The 20,047-nt window shown below is 42.7% G+C and carries 13 protein-coding genes; 6 read left to right on the top strand and 7 right to left on the bottom strand.

Going from position 1 to position 20,047, the window contains the following annotated elements; translation table 11 throughout:
- The first annotated feature begins 74 nt into the window (after positions 1 to 74).
- Entirely contained in the window at positions 75 to 1,061 is a 987-nt protein-coding gene (locus ACO08K_RS30025) for a hypothetical protein (RefSeq protein ID WP_421800200.1), read from the top strand.
- A gap of 148 nt (positions 1,062 to 1,209) precedes the next feature.
- Entirely contained in the window at positions 1,210 to 2,541 is a 1,332-nt protein-coding gene (locus ACO08K_RS30020) for an IS5 family transposase (RefSeq protein ID WP_421800199.1), read from the top strand.
- Between the two features lie 61 nt (positions 2,542 to 2,602).
- Here ACO08K_RS30020 and ACO08K_RS30015 read toward each other — a convergent pair whose 3' ends face one another.
- The 5 genes from ACO08K_RS30015 to secDF form a co-directional block, all read right to left on the bottom strand.
- Positions 2,603 to 5,956, bottom strand: a complete 3,354-nt coding sequence (locus ACO08K_RS30015; RefSeq protein ID WP_421800198.1) for a formylglycine-generating enzyme family protein — start codon at positions 5,954 to 5,956, stop codon at positions 2,603 to 2,605.
- A gap of 98 nt (positions 5,957 to 6,054) precedes the next feature.
- Positions 6,055 to 6,978, bottom strand: a complete 924-nt coding sequence (locus tag ACO08K_RS30010) for an AAA family ATPase (RefSeq protein WP_421800197.1) — start codon at positions 6,976 to 6,978, stop codon at positions 6,055 to 6,057.
- 15 nt (positions 6,979 to 6,993) lie between these two features.
- The gene (locus tag ACO08K_RS30005) at positions 6,994 to 8,181 is read right to left on the bottom strand and encodes a hypothetical protein (protein ID WP_421800196.1); all 1,188 of its coding nucleotides are present in this window, start codon (positions 8,179 to 8,181) and stop codon (positions 6,994 to 6,996) included.
- Positions 8,182 to 8,508: 327 nt separating this feature from the next.
- A complete protein-coding gene (locus tag ACO08K_RS30000; RefSeq protein WP_421800195.1) occupies positions 8,509 to 10,497 on the bottom strand; it encodes an OmpA family protein in 1,989 nt (662 codons plus the stop codon).
- A gap of 153 nt (positions 10,498 to 10,650) precedes the next feature.
- On the bottom strand, positions 10,651 to 13,755 hold the full coding sequence (secDF, locus tag ACO08K_RS29995) for a protein translocase subunit SecDF (protein WP_421800194.1): 3,105 nt from the start codon (positions 13,753 to 13,755) through the stop codon (positions 10,651 to 10,653).
- Between the two features lie 322 nt (positions 13,756 to 14,077).
- On the opposite strand from secDF, the gene lysM reads away from it, so the two are divergent.
- The 3 genes from lysM to ACO08K_RS29980 all read left to right on the top strand — a co-directional run bounded on the left by lysM (position 14,078) and on the right by ACO08K_RS29980 (position 16,782).
- Positions 14,078 to 14,548: a peptidoglycan-binding protein LysM gene (lysM, locus tag ACO08K_RS29990; protein ID WP_421800193.1), complete on the top strand. Its 471-nt coding sequence runs from the start codon at positions 14,078 to 14,080 to the stop codon at positions 14,546 to 14,548.
- A gap of 120 nt (positions 14,549 to 14,668) precedes the next feature.
- On the top strand, positions 14,669 to 15,394 hold the full coding sequence (locus ACO08K_RS29985; protein WP_421800192.1) for a response regulator: 726 nt from the start codon (positions 14,669 to 14,671) through the stop codon (positions 15,392 to 15,394).
- Between the two features lie 11 nt (positions 15,395 to 15,405).
- Entirely contained in the window at positions 15,406 to 16,782 is a 1,377-nt protein-coding gene (locus ACO08K_RS29980) for a HAMP domain-containing sensor histidine kinase (RefSeq protein WP_421800191.1), read from the top strand.
- 193 nt (positions 16,783 to 16,975) lie between these two features.
- Here the strand turns inward: ACO08K_RS29980 and nhaD are convergent, their stop codons facing one another.
- Together nhaD and ACO08K_RS29970 are read right to left on the bottom strand one after the other, a co-directional pair.
- Positions 16,976 to 18,253: a sodium:proton antiporter NhaD gene (gene nhaD / locus ACO08K_RS29975; protein WP_421800190.1), complete on the bottom strand. Its 1,278-nt coding sequence runs from the start codon at positions 18,251 to 18,253 to the stop codon at positions 16,976 to 16,978.
- A gap of 426 nt (positions 18,254 to 18,679) precedes the next feature.
- Entirely contained in the window at positions 18,680 to 19,648 is a 969-nt protein-coding gene (locus ACO08K_RS29970; protein ID WP_421800189.1) for a D-2-hydroxyacid dehydrogenase, read from the bottom strand.
- Positions 19,649 to 19,766: 118 nt separating this feature from the next.
- On the opposite strand from ACO08K_RS29970, the gene ACO08K_RS29965 reads away from it, so the two are divergent.
- Entirely contained in the window at positions 19,767 to 20,003 is a 237-nt protein-coding gene (locus ACO08K_RS29965) for a hypothetical protein (protein WP_421800188.1), read from the top strand.
- Positions 20,004 to 20,047: the final 44 nt, after the last annotated feature.

Raw genomic sequence — 20,047 nt, 5'->3', positions numbered from 1 at the left:
TTTTATTGTGTTTAGCATACCTGAGTTTTTGGGCTCAGGTATGCCATTCAAACATTCAAGAAAAATTATCGATAATGAATGAAAAAAAAAGCCCAAACTGGCCTTTTCGGATAAGCCTAGTGTTTGTGTTATTACTCTTTTGCAGCAACCTGCTCTTATTGAGGTATTATCTTGAACATACGCACGATAAAAAATCGTTAGAGGCTCAAAATGTAGAGCAAGAAATGCAAATTCTGGATTTGGAAGTTAATCACAACAAATCATTGAATCAATTAAGCGAACTGAGAGGCGAAAACGAAGAACTTAACCAAAAAATAGAAGCCCAAAAACTATTGATTACAGACCAAAAGGACAAAATCATCAAGATGATTCGGGCAGGTAGGGATACCGCAGCGATTAATAAAGAGGTTAGAAAAATGACAGCACTTTCTAAAGTCTATATTGAACAAATCAATCAGCTTAAAGCAGAAAACGAGAAAATTTTAGCTAGCAATCAGCAAATAAAGGCAGAAAACACTAAAATCTATAATGAAAATACGCGACTCAAACAAGAGAAAAATGCTGTTGTCCAAGAAGCTGAAATACATAAAGAAGAAATAGCCAAACTGTCTACTGAAAAAGCGCAGGCCGAGGAGAAAAGTAAAAATTTGGAGAACGAATTAATTTATAAAGAACTGAATATTAAAAACTTAAAAGTTAGGCTGATTCAAAATACAGAAAAAAACAAGGAAACTGTAAAGGCCAAAAAAATAGAGAAAATCACCATGTGTTTTGATGTTATACCGAATAAAGACAATACCTTGCGCGCCGAGGTTTTCCAGATTCGAATTGTACACGAAACATCCAAAGCCCTTTTTAAGGACGCTTCACATGGTATTATTAGATTGCCCGATAACTCGGTCATGGAGTCTTCAGCTGATCATAAAATTGAATATAAAGGCGACCCCATCAACACTTGCCTTTCCTTAAAATTAGATGATAAAATGGCAAAAGGAACCTATAATGTGTACATTTTTAACAAAAATAAACTTGTGGATGAAACTAACTTTAGCCTGAAATAACATCGTTTTGTGATTATTTAGTCGACCCTGACGAAGTCAGAATCGACTAATACCTTGCTGTAAATCAAAGGCATAGAATTTGTATATTAAGAATAAAGCGGTATATTTCTATTAAGAATCGTGAGTTTTAGGTCAAAAACTGGGAGAAATGTTAGGACGCTTAGGGCCTGGCAAAGGCGAAATACGACTCGAAACGCTACTCGATATGAATCATGACCTGGTGATTCTATCCAAAGAACTAGACTGGAAATGGCTGGAAGCGGAGCTTTCGCCTTTTTATGCTGACCAAGGTCGTCCCAGCGTTCCGATTCGAAAAATAGCTGGGTTGCTTATCCTCAAGCAATTGTTCAATGAGTCGGATGAATCAGTGATTGCGCGGTGGATCGAGAATCCGTATTGGCAATATTTCACGGGTGAGACCTATTTTCAAAAGCGGAAACCATTCGATCCGACCGATTTTGTACTGTTCCGCAAAAGGGTCGGCGAATCAGGAGTGGAGAAAATCCTGACCTTGAGTGTGAAGGTGCACAAGGGGGAAGAAAAAGCGGAGATGGTCCAAATGGACACCACAGTTCAGGAGAAAAACATCACCTATCCCACTGATCAAAAATTAGCGTCAAAAATTCTGTTTTGGACTCGTCGCATCGCCAAGAGCAGCGAAATTAAGTTGAAGCAAACCTACGACAAGGAAGAAAAGCGGCTGCGCCGTCAGATCACAGTACCCAGTCGGCAGAAAGGTCTTGAACAAAAACGAAGGGCTGCCCTGAAACGATTAAGGACCATTGCAGGGCGCTTAATGCGGGAGGTGGAATCTGAATTACTGGATTCATTACGAGAACATTATGCGCCTTACCTCTCGTTTTTTAAAGATCTACTAAAGCAAAAGCGGAGCGACAAAAACAAGTGCTACTCCATTCATGAACCCCAGGTGAGTTGTATTGCCAAAGGTAAAGCGCATAAAAAGTATGAGTTTGGCTGCAAAGTATCGGTTAGCCGAACAGTAAAAAAAGGGGTAATTGTAGCCATGAAGTGCTTTGAGGGCAATCCCTATGATGGAGATACGATTGAACCTACTCTGGAACAACTGGAACGAATCGTTAAGCCCTTGGGAGGCGAACGGCCCAAAAAGGTCATCTATGATCGAGGAGGAAAAGGTCGGTCCAAAATTGGGGACACACAGGTATTAATCCCTTCAAACGGATCGAGTAAGGTGAGTGCAAAGGAGAAGAAAATACTCCAACAATTATTCCGATCCAGAGCCGCCATCGAACCGACCATTGGCCATCTGAAAAGCGATTTTGGCCTGGAGCGTAACTTCTTGAGCGGAACCCTGGGGGATGCCTTCAATGCTTTGATGGCTGGCGCTGCTTACAACTTCAGAATCCGCCTCAGAGAGATCAGGGCACTTATTTTTTACACCTGGGAGGGCTTGTGCTGCCTCGTTAGATGCTTCGCTACGCCAATTTTGGGCTGGAGATGAAGTTCTTCACAACAGAGCTTCTAAACAAGTCCTATTGGGGAATAGGGTTTCTCAGGGTCGACTATTTATTTCTGGCGAGGCGGAAACCAATTACCTTGAAGTGTTTATTGGCATTGTAAAAGTTTCTTCTGGAAACCCTGATATTGCTGGCAAAACTACCGAAAGAACCGCCGCGATATACCCGAATTAAATTTCTATAGTTCGGGCCTTTCGGATTATTAGCCAACATGAGGTTGTTATATTTTCCATACCTATCCCAGCACCATTCCCAAACGTTTCCACTCATATCGTAGATACCCAAAGCGTTTTGACTGTTCAAGCTACCAACAGGTACTGTCTGAGCTCGGGTTATGCCTTTTTGCAATGAGAAATAATCATCTATTTCTGAAGCATTAAAATTAAGTGTATTTATGTCTGCTAGATTTTGGCCGTTGCCAAATCGAACTATTGCCCCTCTTTGTCGAGCAGCAAATTCCCATTCAGCTTCGGTAGGTAGTCTATAGCCATTCGCTTCCCAATTGACCTGAACCGACCCATCTTCATGGATCGTAGAATAAACTTTTGCAAGGCCATGTTCTTCACTTAACCAGTTACAAAATTTCACCGCATCAACCCAACTTATGTTGATTACTGGACGATTACCCCTTCCCCAATTTTCATCTTCAGGTTTTAGCTTTTGAGTGGCTTCACAAAAACGGTCGTATTGTTTAAATGTCACCTCATATTTCCCCAGTAAATAATCCCTTAACTCAACCATGTGTACGGGCTTCTCATTAGGATAAAGGTGGTCATTTAAAACATCCCCCATTTTAAACCTTCCCCCTTTTACTACAACCATCTCAGGATAAGGTATTTCCAGAGAGCATCCGATTGAAGCTTTAGTTTGAATTATTTTTGTTCTTATGCCTTCGTTCTCTTCTCTAAGAAATGTAAGTGCAATGTTTAAATTCAGACACACAAAATCTTGAAGTGAATTAGATAGGGGGAGATTTATGGACGGTTTATTGCGATAATGTTGATTGACTGTATCTACTACAAAATTATGATATTGAATTGCTGTGGTGTTATTTACATTTGGATTGTCACCAAAAAAAACTTTCACGAGGTTTAACAAGCTGTCTACTTGATGGTGATTCTGTAGTTTTATTGCATCTGAAATTTGGCTACTTATTTGTTCAAGCCTTTCATTTTTGGTGGGGATTTTAATTGACAAACTTGCCTTCCTCAAACCAATCAAAACAATCCCACAAATTAGCAGCACACCTAAAATCCAATGCCACCTTAACTGCATCATTCTCTTTTTTTGAGGGCCAGGACTTATTAAACTACTATTAAAAAGGTTTATGAAGTTAGCTTGCAGAAATTCAAAAGTAACTGTATCAAAGGCTTTTCCTGAAGCTAATAGGTCGAGGAACCCTCGTGTTAATTTGTGTGCCCCGGGTGCCTTGCTATCGCTCAAAACCAGTCTGTTTAACAATAAATTTGATTGATACTGATCATAGGCAACAGAATTTTCAGGTGGTAACTCTGCTTTGGTGATGATTTCCATGACCATTTTTCGCAAATCATGTTCGATCCCTACCTCTTTTAAATAACGGACTAGAGTTTTGCGGTGATCATCAGGAATACTGCCTTCTACAAACCATGAGATACTACTTAATGCCAAAAGTTTTTCAAAACTGACTAAATTAGTATTGTATTTTGCACCTAGCTCTTTCCCAATTTCCAGACTTAGTTTCCAATTCAAATCTGGCCAAATCGCACAGGCAGCAATCCAATAAACCATCTCAGGTTCACATCTGTATCTGTGCAAAAGGCTGTCTATCAAATTGATGCCAATTGTAAATGAAGTTAGTCCTAAATTGTTCATTGCTTTGACTTCATTTAAATCATATGCAGGCTTCATGTTTTTTAACAAGTCAATGGCGGCACTTAACCCACCTAAGGAAGCAGGAAATACTGGCAAAAACGATCCTAGGGTATTTTCATTTATGTTCCAATTTTCAAGGGGTTTAGGGCTTAGCAAAACTCTATTTTGCCAGGACTTAAGCATAAGAGTCCAGGGTGCCAATTGTCGATTTGCAGTGGACAATAATGCGAATCCGTCAGAAATAATGATAAGTTGTGCATCATGATAAATTTCAGCAAGTTTTGCCAGTGGATACCCCTTGGCCATTGACTCTAAATAACAAACTTTAGGATCTCCTGTAAAAAAATAACGACTGATAGGTATTTCTGCTTCTAGCAATTCCAGGTATAAAGTATTGAATAGGTTCGCTCGATGATCGTTGGGGCTTTTTCTTTCAATAAGTATTAGGTATTGCGGTGCATGAGTCTCTATCTGATATTGGATGGCAAATTGACCGGGGTGTCGGGAAAATTCGTCAACGGTAGCCTTTAAATCTATGCTTTGCCGCTCTCCTTGCCTTCGTTCTTGCATTTGTAAGGCGATTAATTGGACTTTGTCCCCTAAAACCTTTGGAACCGATGAATCACTATGATAAGACCAAACATAGGGCGGAGAACTTGATACATGTTGCTTTTTTTTTGAAGCCCAATCTCGGGTAAATTTCTTTCGAGTAAGGAACAAAAAGGCCACGCTCAACAAAAAGACAATATTCCAATAATTTATTTTAATGAGTCTGTACTCTTCAATGAGTGAAGATTGACCAATAGCAACGAGTTTTTTGATGCTTTGTTGACCTGATATCGAGACTAGTTTATCAATTATTTGTGCAATATAATATACACTGTCTTTTCTAGAAAGTGTTTCAAAAACAACCAACACAGAATCGATTTGCCCACTTTTTGCATTGGCATTTGCAATGTATAGGGCCTGGCGATTAGCACCAATCTGAAGCTGCCCTTTGTTTGATTGTGCTTTTTTGTTTAAATTGCTTATAGTCAATTTATTATAGGGTATTTCATATCTTGGCGCAGGAATAAACAGTTTGCTGGAATCTCCAGGTGTAGAATAAAAAAAGACCGAGTTGGGCATTTGAGAATGAATCGAACCTTGATTAGGCGTGAGTAGGCGCAAATCCATATGTAGCGCAACAAACAATGATAACAAAATTAAATACTTGAAGTAATACACAGGTTTGAGCTGATTTCTAAGGCGTTTGCTGCTTTTTTGTTCACTTGACTCCGATATAGGGACCTCCTCGGAATATAGTGCATCCTGAATGAGAATACACTGATCAAAAATGCCATAAAACTTTTGTTGTTCGGTTGGATTTGAAGCAATAATGGGGCATAATATACTGCGGTAATGGCTCAAGGGTGTGGAAGGATTAAAGTTGTCTACCAGCACCAATATGCGCATATATTTCGAAGGATCTATAATGTAGCCTGCTGAACCCAGTTCATCAAATAAAAGTGCAAGAAATTGATGGTTACGTAATCGATGCTGCAATTGCTTTTATTTTAAATACTTGAAATTGGGTTGCTGATAATCTGGTTTGTCAATGTTATTTTATTTGAAATTATGCTATTGTTCAAGCCCTTATAGCCTTATTTCATAAGTTTCCACTCTTTTAAGGCGACTAAATCTTCCTTAACTTTAGCTAAAATGGAATAAGAACAATTTAATATTCTTAGTTCTTCAGCTGTTAAAGATTTTTTGTTCAGGACAGAAGGATCGAAATTTGCTTGATACAGGAAGTACGCCCACTGAATTAACTCTGCGGTAGCTGGCTTTTTACGAAGTTTGAGCGAATTATCTTCCCTAATTGCAGAAAAATGTTTAATCAAATGAGGTAGCTGTTCTGCTGAATACCCGGTAACTTTGGAACTAAGGATGCTTAAGAGTTTTTCTTCCATGGGAAATTGAATATGGAAATAAGTTACTCTGCGCAAAAATGGATCGGGCAAATTCTTTTCACTATTGGACGTAATGATAATAATGGGCGCATTTTCTCGATCCGTTGAGTACGTTTTGTCGATCTCAGGTACTTCAAAACTTAAGAATTCTAGAGCACCCAATACATCATTAGGCAAATCTCGAGAGGCTTTGTCTATCTCATCTAGCAAAACAATTTTTCGATTTTTTGCTACGATAGCTGCTCCTAAGCCTTGATATCGAATAAATTTATTTTCAATTTCATCAGGATTAAGTGCTATAGGATGATTTTGATTGTAATGGAAATGAGCCAAAGCATTATATCGATAAAAGAGATCAGTAGATTTTGAAGAAGTTTGTATGTTTAATTTAATAACATCTCCCAGATTAAAATGCCAAGCCAAGTGATTGGCCAAGTCAGTTTTCCCCGTTCCTGGTTCACCAGTAAGTAATAAAGGTAACCCTAAAGTTATAGATACGTTTACTGCATCAATTAGTTCTGGCTGAGGGATGTAAAGTGCGGGATCATTCAGCTTAGTATTGTTTGTAGTTGCTGAATTATTTTTAGGATCGTTGAGATGGTAATGGTTGATCATAACTTTGTATTGATATTAAGCATGAAATTTAAACACTCTCTCTTGAAAGTCTTCAATATGCTCCATGTTAATTGGTGAATGAACCGAGTCAAATAGTAGCTTTTCCTCAGAGTTAAAGCGTTTGGATATGGTTTGAATGATGTTATCTTTTTGGTATTGGGGAATTTGTCCCAAATCTTCTAACCATTCTTCAAAATCCCTCGCTTTTACAGGAGGAAGTGCTGAAAACAAAAGAGTATTTTTCTCGTTGTTGTCCTTTAAACGTTGGATGCTTTTTACAACCTCACGATCACTTTTATCTATTTTTTCATGAACGTGTGCATATTTTAAGGGTATGCTGAAGAAAAACATCATTTTAGTTCTCGACAAGCTTGCGTTAGAGAATACATCTATCAGCCATTGCAAGTATTTTTCCATCAGATCGGTATCTCGTTTTAAAGAAGCAGGTATAGACAAGCTGATAATAATATGATCGTAGTTGAGTTCTGACAAAGTAGAAGATAAGTAGTCTTCAAAGGATTGGGTACCCAACATAAAGCGCTTAGAAAATTCTGACTTGAATGCGATTTTAGAAAACTCTAAAGTTTGCCCTGTAGGTAATCGATCTACTTTAATCCTACCATTGTTTTCAAAAGTTGAATAATAGACGGATTTATGTTCGCTTAATTCAAAGTCCGCAAGTAACTCGTATACCAAGCGTTCCGCAAATCCCTCAGGTTCTTGAGTAGGGCAGGCAAGAATGAAATAAAACTGAACAGGCAAGGTTTTTTTATGCCATTCTTCTAGCTTGCGCCGAAAGAACGTTAACTCAGAATGTCTATTGCAATTAACTAGATGCACTGGGGTGATCGGTATGCTTATTTTTATATTTTTTGCAAGAATATCCAAATTGTCTTCTATTGATAGGTATGTTCTGTATGTGTCAGAAAGGTCTTCAGTTGTAAATTGGTCAATAATAGAAATCAAACCATGCCGAATTGTATTAAGAACGGAATCGAACTCTGGAGTGACAATTCCCCTCATCTCGCTTTTTAATGCAGAACTATACCTGCTTTGAAGTAGAATTATTTCATTATAAACTGCGGACTTATAATAGAGTCCATCCCTTAGCTTTGAAAACAACTCATCAATTTTATTACTTGCAATGAGATGTTTACAATACTTAATGAAGTCATCAAGCGAATTCAAGTTTGTAGTATTCATAATTGTATTTGATATTTATTAAAAATAATATGGCATTACATGACTCTCATAATATACATACTTCGCCAATCTAGGTTTTGTGCAAATGTATTTTGAAAATTCTGATTTTATGGTATTTCACTGAAATGATTTACCCAAAACCTCACTGTAGCTTTGAGTGGTAAATAATAATGCTTTGATTTTTTGAATTAAGGCATTATTACTAGCCCAGAGCCAGTGCATTACTAATTACCGCTCGAAGCTACCGTGAGGCATAACTGACATAAAAATAAGCTAGATTTTGGTTGTTACACAAAAAATGCAATGTTTTTATTGCCAATCCCCCACTCACTCCACCACCCGAAACGCCGTCCTCCGATTCAACTGATGCTCATCCTCACTACACGTAGCACAAGCACAAGTCGCCTCAGGCACCCCTTCACCATAGCCCCGGGCCTCCAGGCGTTGCGCTTCGATCCCCTTGCTAATCAGGTAATCCACGGCAGATTGTGCCCGTTTTTGCGACAAGGTTTCATTGTAAGCATTGGATCCCCGGCAATCCGTATGAGATGACAATTGAATTTTAACCTTTGGATTCAGCTTCAAAGTCTCTGCAAGCTTATCCAGAGTGGGTTGAGCATCGGCGCGGATGTCCCATTTATCCAGGTCGTAGTAGATGTTTTCCAGGCGAATCTCCTTGTCCAGGTAGATCTTATCTAGGATGATCTCGATTTCAAATACCTGCTCAGGGTTGGCAGGATCTTTGGCGATGCCTTTGGTTGAGAACTTTGCAGAGTTGTTGAGGTAACCTGTATGGGAAGCCAGGAAGTTATAATCTAGGTTTTCCGAAAGCTCAATGCGGAAGTGGCCTTCGGCATCCACGGTCACCGTTTCGGTTTTGTTGCCAATTTTAATGTCCACCTTGGATTCAGGCAGGGGCTTGCGGCCAAGTACCTTACTATTGGGGTTATTGGCGTCCTGGAAGATTTTTTCCAGTACAAAGCCATCCAGAATCAGCCTCGCTTTGGGCTCTTCCTTGGGGCGTTCAGCCACTGGAGGTGGGGGAGGAGGTGGCACATAGCGGCGTTCAAAGGTATAGATGTCGTCGTTGCCTTGTCCGTCGTTGCGGTTTGAGGTCAAATAACCGATGCTGGTGACGCCCGAGTCGCGTTTGGACTGGTAGTCTACCAAAAAGCCAAAATCGTCGCCCATGGAGTTGATAGGGGGCTTGAGGTTGAATACCGGTGCCCAGTCTCCGTTTTTGAGGCGATAGGTTTTAAAAATATCCAGGCCGCCCATCCCTGGGTGGGTGTCGGAAGAGAAGTACAAAGTATCGTGGTCCATACTGGGGAACATTTCATTGCCCAACGTATTCACCGAACGGGGCAGGAGTTTGGGTTCGGTCCATTCGCTGCCGACCCGCTCGCTCATCCAGATGTCGTGCCCACCCCAACCATCGGGATGATTGGCCGAAAAATAAAGCTGTTTGCCATTGGGAGACAAACAAGGTTGACCATAATTTACCCCCGCCGTTTGAAAGCTAAGCGGCTCTGGTGCAATCCAGGAAGTCCCGTCAAACACACTGTACATGATTTTGCAAAACTGGTCTTCCTTTTTGGTGCCCGTACAGCGGGTGAAAAACACCTCTGTAAAGCTGGCATTAAAGGTAGCCGTACCTTCGTTGGCCAGGGTATTCAGTGCGGCACTGAAGTTGTTGGCATCACCCGTTTGGGTATTGATGGCAAAGAGATCGCTAAAGTCATTGCCTGTCCAGGCGTAGATTTTTTTGTCACCTGTTGCCGTAGTGCGGTCGGAGCTGATCACCAACTGGTCTTTGAAAAAAACGGGTGCGTAATCGGCGAACTTTGTATTAAAAGTAGCCGGCTCCACACTGTATTCTGGTGTTTTGATTTTTTTCCAACCTTCCGCCACGTCACAAGCGGCAATTTCCTTGCGGTATTCATAGGGGCTACCAATTTCAATACCCAGGTTTTTGTAAGCTTCTTTGGCGTCGGCGTAGCGGCCAGCCATTTTCAGGGCCTGGGCCATCTCTTTCAGCGCGTCGGTACCCGCCTGGTTGTCGTAGGCTTTTTGAAACCAATCAATGGCTTGTTCATGCTGGTGGATTGCCTTGAGCGAGAGCCCCATCATGTAGGCAATTTTCCCTTTTTCAAGTCGGGTTTTGGCCTTGTTGAACTCTTTTTGCAAAAGCCCGGTGGCTACTTTGTATTGTTTGGCTTCATAGGCCGTTTTGCCGTCGCGCACCTGATTGGCTACGCTACATGCGCTCAGCAAAATAAGCAAGGATAAACTGATGACAGAAAAAATAGCCTTCATACGATCGTTTTGTGACGGGAATATAAGAAAAACGTAGAAAAGAGCAGAAGAGTTTATTGGTCGGGCAGCTTACAGAGTACTAAAAACAAAAAACCGGTAGCCAAGCTTGCGCTCAACCACCGGTTCGGTATATTCAAAAGATTAAACTTTCAATTACACTTTAGCTACAGCTTTGCTGCTGCCTTTGCCTTTACCATCTTCTTCAGCAGTGCTGCGTGAAGCAAACTTTGCATCCAGGTAGTCGCCTTTGGTGAGGTCGGCTACGATTGGAGAAGCGATAAAGATCGAAGAGTAAGTACCAAAAAGTACCCCCAACATCATGGCGAATGCAAAACCTTTGATGCTGTTGCCCCCGAAGAAGAACAGGATCAATACGGTGATGAATACCGTCAATGAAGTAATGATGGTACGGCTTAGGGTACTGTTGATCGCTGCGTTGATCAAGTCATGTTTCTTCATGGTCGGGAACTTGTGGATGTATTCCCGAATCCGGTCAAATACGATTACCGTATCGTTGATGGAGTAACCCAACAAGGTCAGGATAGCCGCGATAAACGCCTGGTCGATTTCCATGTTGAAAGGCAGAATGCCGTGGAATAAAGCAAATGCGCCCATGGCGATCGTAGCATCGTGGATCAAGGCAATGATACCACCCCAGCCGTACTTCGCCTTGCTGAAACGCAAGAAGATGTACAAGAAGATGCCAATCAAGCCAAACAAACCAGCTTTCCAGGAACTGCGCTGAATGTCGTCCGCAATGGTAGGTCCAACTTTGCTGGCACTGGTGACGTGGGTACCCGAGCCATCCAATGATTTGAAGTTTTCCAGTTCCACATTGCCACCAGCAACTTTATTGACTCCAGCGAACAATTTTTCAGTGACCTGGTCCTGTGCATTTTCAGCAGGACTATCGATCATATGGCTGGTCACCACGTTCAGGGTATTTTCGGTGTCCACCGCTTTTACCACTGGTGTGCTACCAAATTCTGTTGTCAAGGATTGACGGAGGGCTTCTGCATCAACAGCCTTTTCAAATTGTACGTTGAAAGAATACCCACCCTTGAAGTCTACACCCAGGTCAAAGCCGCGCACCAGGATCGCAATGATGCTGATCACGACAAATGCACCCGAAATGGCGTAGGAAATCTTGCGGATACCCATCCAGTCTACATTTTGGTTGAGTAGGGTGTTGGCGGACCAAGGATAGCTAAAGCTCATACTTTTGCCTCTTGTATCCGTCCAGTACTCAATGATCATCCGGCTCACCAGGATACCCGTGAAGAGGGTGGTTGCAATACCCAACATCAGTACGATGGCAAAACCTTTGATCGGACCCAAACCAAATACCGCCAGCGCAATACCTACGATGAAGGTCGTCAAGTTACCATCAATGATGGCATTGGCAGCGTGTTTAAATCCTTCTTGAATGGCTGCTTTCAGCCCCAGGCCATTGCGTAATTCTTCCCGGATCCGTTCGTAAATGATTACGTTGGCGTCTACGGCCATACCGATGGTCAATACGATACCGGCAATACCAGGTAGCGTGAGAACGGTACCCAAAGATGCCATTGCACCAAGCAACAAGAAGATGTTGATGATCAAGGCAAGGATAGCCACCACACCACCACCTGCATAATAAGCCACCATGAAGGCCAGGATCGCAATAAAGGTAATCACCAAAGTGCTGAAACCTTTATTGATGTTTTCTTGACCCAAAGACGGACCGATAACCGATTCCTGAATGATGCGGGTTTCAGCAGGCAGTTTACCTACTTCCAGCAGGTTAGCCAAGTCTTTGGCTTCTTCCAGGGTAAAGCTACCCGAAATTTGGGAGCTACCACCCGTAATTGGCTCGTTAACACCAGGGCAGGAGATGACCTCACCGTCCAGGGTAATGGCAATTTCCCGATTGCCGGCTTGCGCTGCTTTGGTAGTCATAGCCGCCCAAGTCTTGGCACCTTCACCATCCATGCGTAGGGAAACCACGATTTTGCCAGTATTTTGGTCAGAATCCTCGTAAGCTTGTACCACATTGTCGCCACTCAAAGGAGCTTCCTGACGGTTGCCCTCTTTTTTGATGGCGTACAATTCGTATACGTTGGTTGGTTTCTTCGTGGTAGGATCGGTAATTGGATCTTTCGACCAGGCAAAAGTCAGGTCACGAGGGAACTGTGCCATTGCTTCTGGCCGAGCCAACATCGTATCGATGATTGCTTTTTTGTTCTTTTCGGCATAACCCATCAAAGCTGGTGCCTGACCTTGGGTGTTGATTTGCAGGATCTCCAGCAGTGGGTTATCGGCAGGCACCTGACGGATGCTGTCGTATTTCCACTTACTTTTGGCCAATGCATTACCCAGAGAATCAACTTTTACCAAGCCAACCGTATCTGGGCGCGTTTTACCCGTTCCCAACGTTTTGGCCAATGCTTCATTCGCTCCAATAAACCCTTCGATGATTTGTTTGCTGGTCGAAGCATTCGGATTGATTGGATCATTCAGGCGGTAAACGTTCCAAAAGTCCAGGCGAGCAGCACCTGAAAGGAAATTGCGCGCACGCTGTGGGTTGTCGATACCTGGCAATTCCACCAGGATCAATGCCCGGGCGTTGTCCAAAGATACGTTGGGGCCAGTTACTCCCAATTTGTCGATCCGCTCTTTCAACAAACGGAAAGTCAATTCGGCGGTTTGATCCGCTTTTTGCTTCAGCACGCTGATGACCTTTTGATTGGGATCACCAGATTTGATCTCATCTTTCAAGGCATCATTGCGGGAAAACAAGTTTGCCAGTGGTTTGTCACCACTGATTTCGGCGTAAGCTCTAGCGAAGAGCGTTACGTAGTTGTCTTGGGTTTGACGCTGATCTTGAGAAGCTTTTTTCAAAGCGCTCTTGAATTCTGCGTTATCCGGGTTAGAGGCAAGTGAACGGATGAAATCTTCCAAGTCAACTTGTAAGACCACACTCATACCCCCTTTCAGGTCCAACCCCATCGCCAACTGTTGACCCTTCAAATCCTGATAGGTGTACTTTTTCAGCCCTTTGAGATCAAAGACTACTTCTGTAGACATAGAATCCAAATAAGCGGCACGCGCACTTTTGTACGCGGCGTCTTTGTTTCCCTTCGCTTTAGCCTTGGCTTTGAGGGCATAGGCTTCAGCGTTCTTCTCTACATTCGTCGTAGGAATCGTCAACAGAAACTGAAATAGCGTGACAATCGTCATCAGTATCAGGAAAAACCTTACCAGTCCTTTTCCTTGCATAACTTCTTGTTTACTTTGCTAGTATAAGATTTGTCTTAAAAAAACTGGGCAAATATAAGCTGTTTTGTAAAAAATGGGTACCTCAAAAGCAGAAAACGCAAATAAAATTTCAGGATTTAACCAAAAACCGAGCATTGGATGACGCAAAAAATTACTTCCCGATTTTTTTTGAGGCTTTTGAACAGGAAGCTCACTTGAAATGAAGCGTTCGACTTCCTATTCAAAACCCAAATCGGGAAGTTAATTTTTCTGCGTTACATTGCCGTTTCGTTTTTTATATTTGGAGCGGAAAATTTTCTAACACCAATCAAAAGATAACACCATGGGACTCTTTTCCTTTTTGAAAAATGCTGGCGCTAAATTGTTCAATCGCAAAAAAGCCGAAGTAACCAAACCAGAAGAAGCCGAAGCAGTGCACGAAACCAATGTTGAAGCACTCCGCAATGCAGTGGCTGAGCTGGGAATCGAGGTAAAAGACTTCTTTGTAGACTTGCAAGAAGATACAGTGATCGTGTTTGGAGAGGTCAATTCTCAGGCCGATAAAGAAAAAATCATCCTGACTCTGGGTAACGTAGAAGGAATTGAGCAGGTTGACGACCGCATGACGGTGATCGAACCAGAGCCCGAAGCTACGTTTTATGAGGTAAAAAAAGGGGACTCCCTTTCCAAAATTGCCAAGGCTCACTACGGTGACGCGATGAAATACCCGGTCATCTTTGAAGCCAACAAACCGATGTTGAAAGATCCAAACCTGATTTACCCGGGACAAGTACTGCGCATTCCGCAGTTGTGAAAAAGAGAAAGAAGGTTTAAAATAGAAAAGGGCTTACACCATGGCAATTTGGCGTAAGCCCTTTTCATTATTCAAATTTTAAGCCCATTTTAATAGGCTTTAGCCAAACGATTTTCAAATTTGACGCCATTTAAACAGGAGTTATTCAGTATAATGGAGAAAACGCCCATCCTTTTAGTGGAAGATGAACCCAAAATCGCCAGCTCAATACAGCAATGGTTGTCCGAGCACGAATTTGGGGTAGAGGTAGCACCCGATGGTGCCGTGGGGCGCCATTTGGCTTTAAGCAACGATTATGCACTGGTCCTGCTGGATTTAAACCTCCCCTTTGTAGATGGTGTTGAAGTGTGTCAGGCGATTCGGGAAAACAAACCCGATCTACCGATTATTATGGTGACGGCCCTGGGAAGTATGGACGAAAAACTCAACGGTTTTGCCGTAGGGGCCAATGATTACTTGGTTAAACCCTTTGATTTTCGGGAATTATTGGCCCGTATGCGCGTCCTGTTGAAACACCATCATCCTCAACATTCAAACATGCCCTCCAACTTGCTCCAGGTTGCCGATTTGGAACTGAACCTGGACAGTAAAAACGTATACCGAGCTGGAGACCTTATTTCGCTTACTCCCAAAGAATTTGCATTATTGGAATTTTTGATCAAAAACGAGGGCCGGGTTGTTTCTAAATACGACATCATGGAACAGGTTTGGGACCTCAATTTTGATTCAGGCACTAATGTCGTAGAGGTATACATCAATTTTTTGCGCAAAAAAATTGACCGCCACTACGAACCCAAGCTGATCCACACCAAACCCGGCATGGGCTATTTTTTGGCTGCCAACTGAATTACCACTGCATGAACATCCGCCTCAAACTTAGTCTTCAGTTTGCACTCCTCGCCGCAGGTATTTTGTTCTTGTTTTCCTTGATCATCTATTCCCTTTCGGAGTACCAACGCCAGCAAGAGTTCTATTTCCGTCTCGGCACTCGTGCCCTGACTACCGCACGTTTGTTGATCACCGTTGAAGAAATAGACCGAAACCTGCTCGATATTATTGAAAAAAACTCCGTTCGCTCCCTTTTTAATGAAAGAATAGAGGTGTATGATTATGAAGACAATTTGATTTATTCCCGGAACCGCAAAGCAGATTCTATCCCTATTTTCCCCAAATACATGATTACCGAAACCCGTCAATACACGGACTACAAAAGTCACCTTGGGCCAAATGAATGTGTAGGTTTGCACTACCGCGACCTCAAGTTTGGCAATTTTGTGGTATTGATCAGCGCTGAAGACCGCTACGGTTGGGCCCAAATCAAGGATTTGCGCAGGGTGCTCTGGCAAGGTTTTAGTATCGGCTTGCTCATTATCTTGTTGGCTGGTTTGTTTTTTTCGCGCCGGGTATTGGCTCCAATAGCCAAACTGAATGAAGAAATCAGCTCCATTACAGCAGGTAACCTCAATCGCCGGGTACCTATTGAAAATCCCCGGGATGAGTTGGGCTTGCTGGCCAGTAATTTTAACCAGATGCTGACTCGTCTGGAAGCAGCTTTCGACGTTCAACGCCAGTTTGTTTCCAGCGCCTCACACGAGTTACGCACCCCATTGATGGCTTTGACCAGTCAAATTCAGATGGTGTTGAGCAAAGCCCGCAGCCCCGAAGAGTACCAATCCATTTTACACTCCTTGAATGAAGATACCCAGAAACTGATTGCCCTTTCCAATGGTCTCCTGGTACTCGCTCAATCCAGCTTGGAAAAGCAGAAACAACAATTTAGTCGAGTCAGGGTGGATGAAATTGTCCTCAATGCCCAAAATGATCTGGTCAAAGCGCACCCCAGTTACCGTTTTAGCATCGAATACGATCGTTTGCCTGAGGAAGAATCTTCACTCCACGTCAATGGCAATGAGACGCTTCTACGCACAGCGTTCATCAATTTGATGGAAAATGGCTGTAAATTTTCCCAAAACCAGAGCGTCCGCATTCTGATTTCTTTCACCAATAAAGAGGTGCACATCGCATTCTCAGACGATGGCATCGGCATACCACCTGCCGAACAAGAGTATATTTTCAGGCCCTTCTATCGGGCCTCCAATGCCCAAAATCAAACCCTGGGAAATGGTATTGGTTTGGCGCTTAGCCGCCGAATCATCGAGCTCCACGATGGTACCTTACGTGTACAATCCATGCCAGGGCAGGGTAGTGTGTTCGAGGTGAATTTACCTATCTGATCTTTTAAAGCCTTGATTTTAAAGGGATTTTAAGTTGATTTTAAGCCGCCTTAAAATCAATAAGGCTAATTTTGTTTTATTGTTTTTTCAGAATTCGGTTCTTTTTTTGTTAATCCAATTCGTTTCTGACCTGAATAGGTCTCCAATGGGTTCCGTCATGGCAAGAGGTGTAGCATTTCAACTACACCTCTTTTTAAAATATTGCAGTTTGCAAAAAATACACCCCAATCCCGGCAAAATAGCTCAGCAGCGCAATCCAACTGATTTTTTGAAAATACCAGCCAAACGTGATTTTTTCCAAACCCATTGCCGCAACACCTGCTGCTGAACCAATGATCAGCATGCTCCCCCCTGTACCCGCACAAAAGGCTAACATTTCCCAAAAACGGCTATCCGCAGGAATGTCGCCCAGGGAATACATGCCCATTGCTGCTGCCACCAATGGTACATTGTCCACAATGGCTGAAAGAATTCCGGTGATGATCACCACTACATCCATATTGCCAACACTGGTATCCAGCCAACGGGCCAATCCAGGTAATGTACCTTGCGTTTCGAGTGCCGAAACGGCCAATAAAATACCCAAGAAGAACAAAATAGAAGGCATATCCATCCGCTCCAGTGCCTTCAACACCGAGAGGGATTTTTTGTGCTCATGAGTCTTTTCGCGGTGGATGATTTCGGTGGTGAGCCAAAGAATACCCAAACCCAGCAGCATACCCATGTAAGGAGGAAGATGGGTGATCATTTTGTAAATAGGCACCATTAGCAGCATTCCAACCCCTAAAAACAGTACCAGCTTTTTCTCCCTTGGATGGATTTCATTTTTTGGATTCTCAGAACCTTCTTCCACATCCTGGAGCTCGCCTTTGAGTTTCCAACTGATCAAAAACAGGGGAACAATCAAAGCCGTTATGGAGGGTAAAATTAATTTGGTTACAAGATTTCCTGCGGATAGCTGTCCACCAATCCACAGCATTGTTGTTGTAACATCGCCGATGGGTGACCAAGCTCCACCTGCATTGGCTGCAATAACAGTGGCCGCAATGTAGTACAAGCGATCTTTGGGGCTGGAAATGAGTTTTTTGAGCAAAACAACTATAACAATTGTGGTGGTTAAATTATCCAGGATGGAAGACAAGAAGAAAGTAAGAATTCCAATCACCCACAACAAACGCCGTTTGTCACGGGTGCGGATTTGTTGTGTGATGACCTCAAAACCCTGGTGTGCATCAATGAGTTCTACGATGGTCATGGCCCCAATCAGAAAAAAAAGAATTCCGGCAATGCCAGAGAGATGATGCCCCAAGTGTTCGCTGATATGGTGTACTTCCACGCCTGAAAGAGCATACAAAGTCCAACACAACACCCCGGTAATGATGGCGGTCGCAGCTTTATCGATGTGTACATTGTGTTCCAAGGTGATCAACAGATACCCTACAACAAAAACGATAATGGTTAGTATCTCCATAATATTTAGGTAAAAAAAGAGGGTAGCACGAGTATTGGCTACCCTTAGATGGCTGTAAACTTAAGTCGTGGACATTTAAAAACGAAAAAAAACACGGTATTAATCCTCTTCTTGGTTTTGTTTGGTAGTTAGAATCTTGTAAAAGAAGAACCCACAAGCTCCAGCTACGATGATTTGGGTACTAATCATCATGATCAACGCACTTGTATTCATTTGGTTATGGTTTAAAATAAAAGGGAGCCATCAACGATGACCCCTTTTGTACAATCAATGTGGTAAATAACTATTGCCTTTATCTTAACCCAGCCTAGTTAGCTGAGCAATCGACCTAAATAAAAACTGGAAGAATTGCAATGTTAAGCCCAAAGAAGGAACTTCCCCTTAAAAGCAGATTAAAAAACCCTTAAAATTTGTGTAAATATGGCGTTATAGGTTGACGACGTTTTGAGGTTTACCCCGTAAAAAGGAGGCGACATTAGTGCCTGTAATGTTGAGTAAACGCTGGCGAGCCTCTCGACTGGCCCAGGCTTGATGCGGGGTGATGATACAATTCGGCAAGCCAAAGAGAGGGTGATCAGGGCGAGGCGGTTCCCCATCCAGCACATCCAGACCCGCGCCAGCTAGTTTGCCGTTTTGTAAGGCCTGCAACAAATCTGCTTCGTTGATCAGTTCTCCCCGGCCAGTATTGATCAAAAAAGCCGAGGGTTTCATCCTTTCCAACAGTTTGGCGTTGACGATTTGGTTGGTTTTGTCGTTGAGCGGTACCGTTAGGCTGATGACGTCACTGGAAGAAAAAAGGTCTTCAATGCGTACAAACGTAACCCCAACCAGGGCATCACGCTCGGGGTGGCGGTGGGTGGCAATTACCCGCATTCCCATCGCCATGGCAATAGATGCCACTTTTTGACCAATGCGGCCAAAGCCCAAAATGCCCATGGTCTTGCCGTTGAGTTCTATCAGTGGTTTTTTCCAATACGCGAAATCAGGTTGATTGCTCCAGTCGCCATTCAACACGCTTTGGTGGTGAAGCGCCACATTGTTGCTCAATTCAAGTAGCAAGGCAAATACATGTTGAGCTACCGAAAAAGTGCCATACCCCACGGCATTAGACACACAAATTCCCCTTTCGCGAGTGGCTTGCAGATCGATGTTGTTGTACCCTGTGGCACTTACACATATGCATTGCAAATCAGGTAATTGCTCGATTTGTTCGCGGGTGATTGGCACTTTGTTGACCACTAAAATATGCGCAGTTTTTGATCGGGGAACCACTTCATCGCTACTCGAGCGATCGTATACCGTTACTTTTCCTAGATTTTGTAATTCCTGCCAACTTAAATCTCCCGGATTGAGGGTGTGTCCATCTAATACGACTATGTTGGGTTGCTCGATCATCTTGTGTTTCTGATTTAGGTTAAGTAAAAAAAGGGATTTTTATGGAAAAAGACGTAATTTAAAGTTCAGATTTATTGTGCAAAACTATTTTTAGTACAACCTCTCCAAAAACCGTCCCATGAAACAAGCCATAAATGACTGGAAATTTGTGGTATTGGCTTGCCTTACGCTGGGTTTGGCACCCTTTACCCCGCAGCCCCATATCGTTAATAAGCTGATCTGGCTACGCGATGGGGCTAAGGGCCAGTATTGGTTGGATTGGTTTGACCTTATGATGCATGCTTTACCCTGGTTATTGCTCCTACGCCTAGGGCTTTTGTTTTTTTTGCGTCACTTTCAAAAAGAAAAACCCTAAGACATGTAACTTTTCCTTTTGACGACGTTAAGTGCATGGTGTAA

Source organism: Haliscomenobacter sp. (assembly GCF_965225875.1).
GTDB lineage: Bacteria > Bacteroidota > Bacteroidia > Chitinophagales > Saprospiraceae > Haliscomenobacter.
This window is presented reverse-complemented; position numbering and strand designations above follow the sequence as displayed.

What these genes read in the sequence shown, in the direction of transcription:
- ACO08K_RS29970 (WP_421800189.1), bottom strand. Translation starts at nt 19,648, where the DNA reads ATGATCGAGCAACCCAACATAGTCGTATTAGATGGACACACCCTCAAT.
- ACO08K_RS30000 (WP_421800195.1), bottom strand. Translation starts at nt 10,497, where the DNA reads ATGAAGGCTATTTTTTCTGTCATCAGTTTATCCTTGCTTATTTTGCTG.
- lysM (WP_421800193.1), top strand. Translation starts at nt 14,078, where the DNA reads ATGGGACTCTTTTCCTTTTTGAAAAATGCTGGCGCTAAATTGTTCAAT.
- ACO08K_RS29965 (WP_421800188.1), top strand. Translation starts at nt 19,767, where the DNA reads ATGAAACAAGCCATAAATGACTGGAAATTTGTGGTATTGGCTTGCCTT.
- ACO08K_RS30005 (WP_421800196.1), bottom strand. Translation starts at nt 8,181, where the DNA reads ATGAATACTACAAACTTGAATTCGCTTGATGACTTCATTAAGTATTGT.
- nhaD (WP_421800190.1), bottom strand. Translation starts at nt 18,253, where the DNA reads ATGGAGATACTAACCATTATCGTTTTTGTTGTAGGGTATCTGTTGATC.
- ACO08K_RS30010 (WP_421800197.1), bottom strand. Translation starts at nt 6,978, where the DNA reads ATGATCAACCATTACCATCTCAACGATCCTAAAAATAATTCAGCAACT.
- ACO08K_RS30025 (WP_421800200.1), top strand. Translation starts at nt 75, where the DNA reads ATGAATGAAAAAAAAAGCCCAAACTGGCCTTTTCGGATAAGCCTAGTG.
- ACO08K_RS30020 (WP_421800199.1), top strand. Translation starts at nt 1,210, where the DNA reads ATGTTAGGACGCTTAGGGCCTGGCAAAGGCGAAATACGACTCGAAACG.
- secDF (WP_421800194.1), bottom strand. Translation starts at nt 13,755, where the DNA reads ATGCAAGGAAAAGGACTGGTAAGGTTTTTCCTGATACTGATGACGATT.
- ACO08K_RS29980 (WP_421800191.1), top strand. Translation starts at nt 15,406, where the DNA reads ATGAACATCCGCCTCAAACTTAGTCTTCAGTTTGCACTCCTCGCCGCA.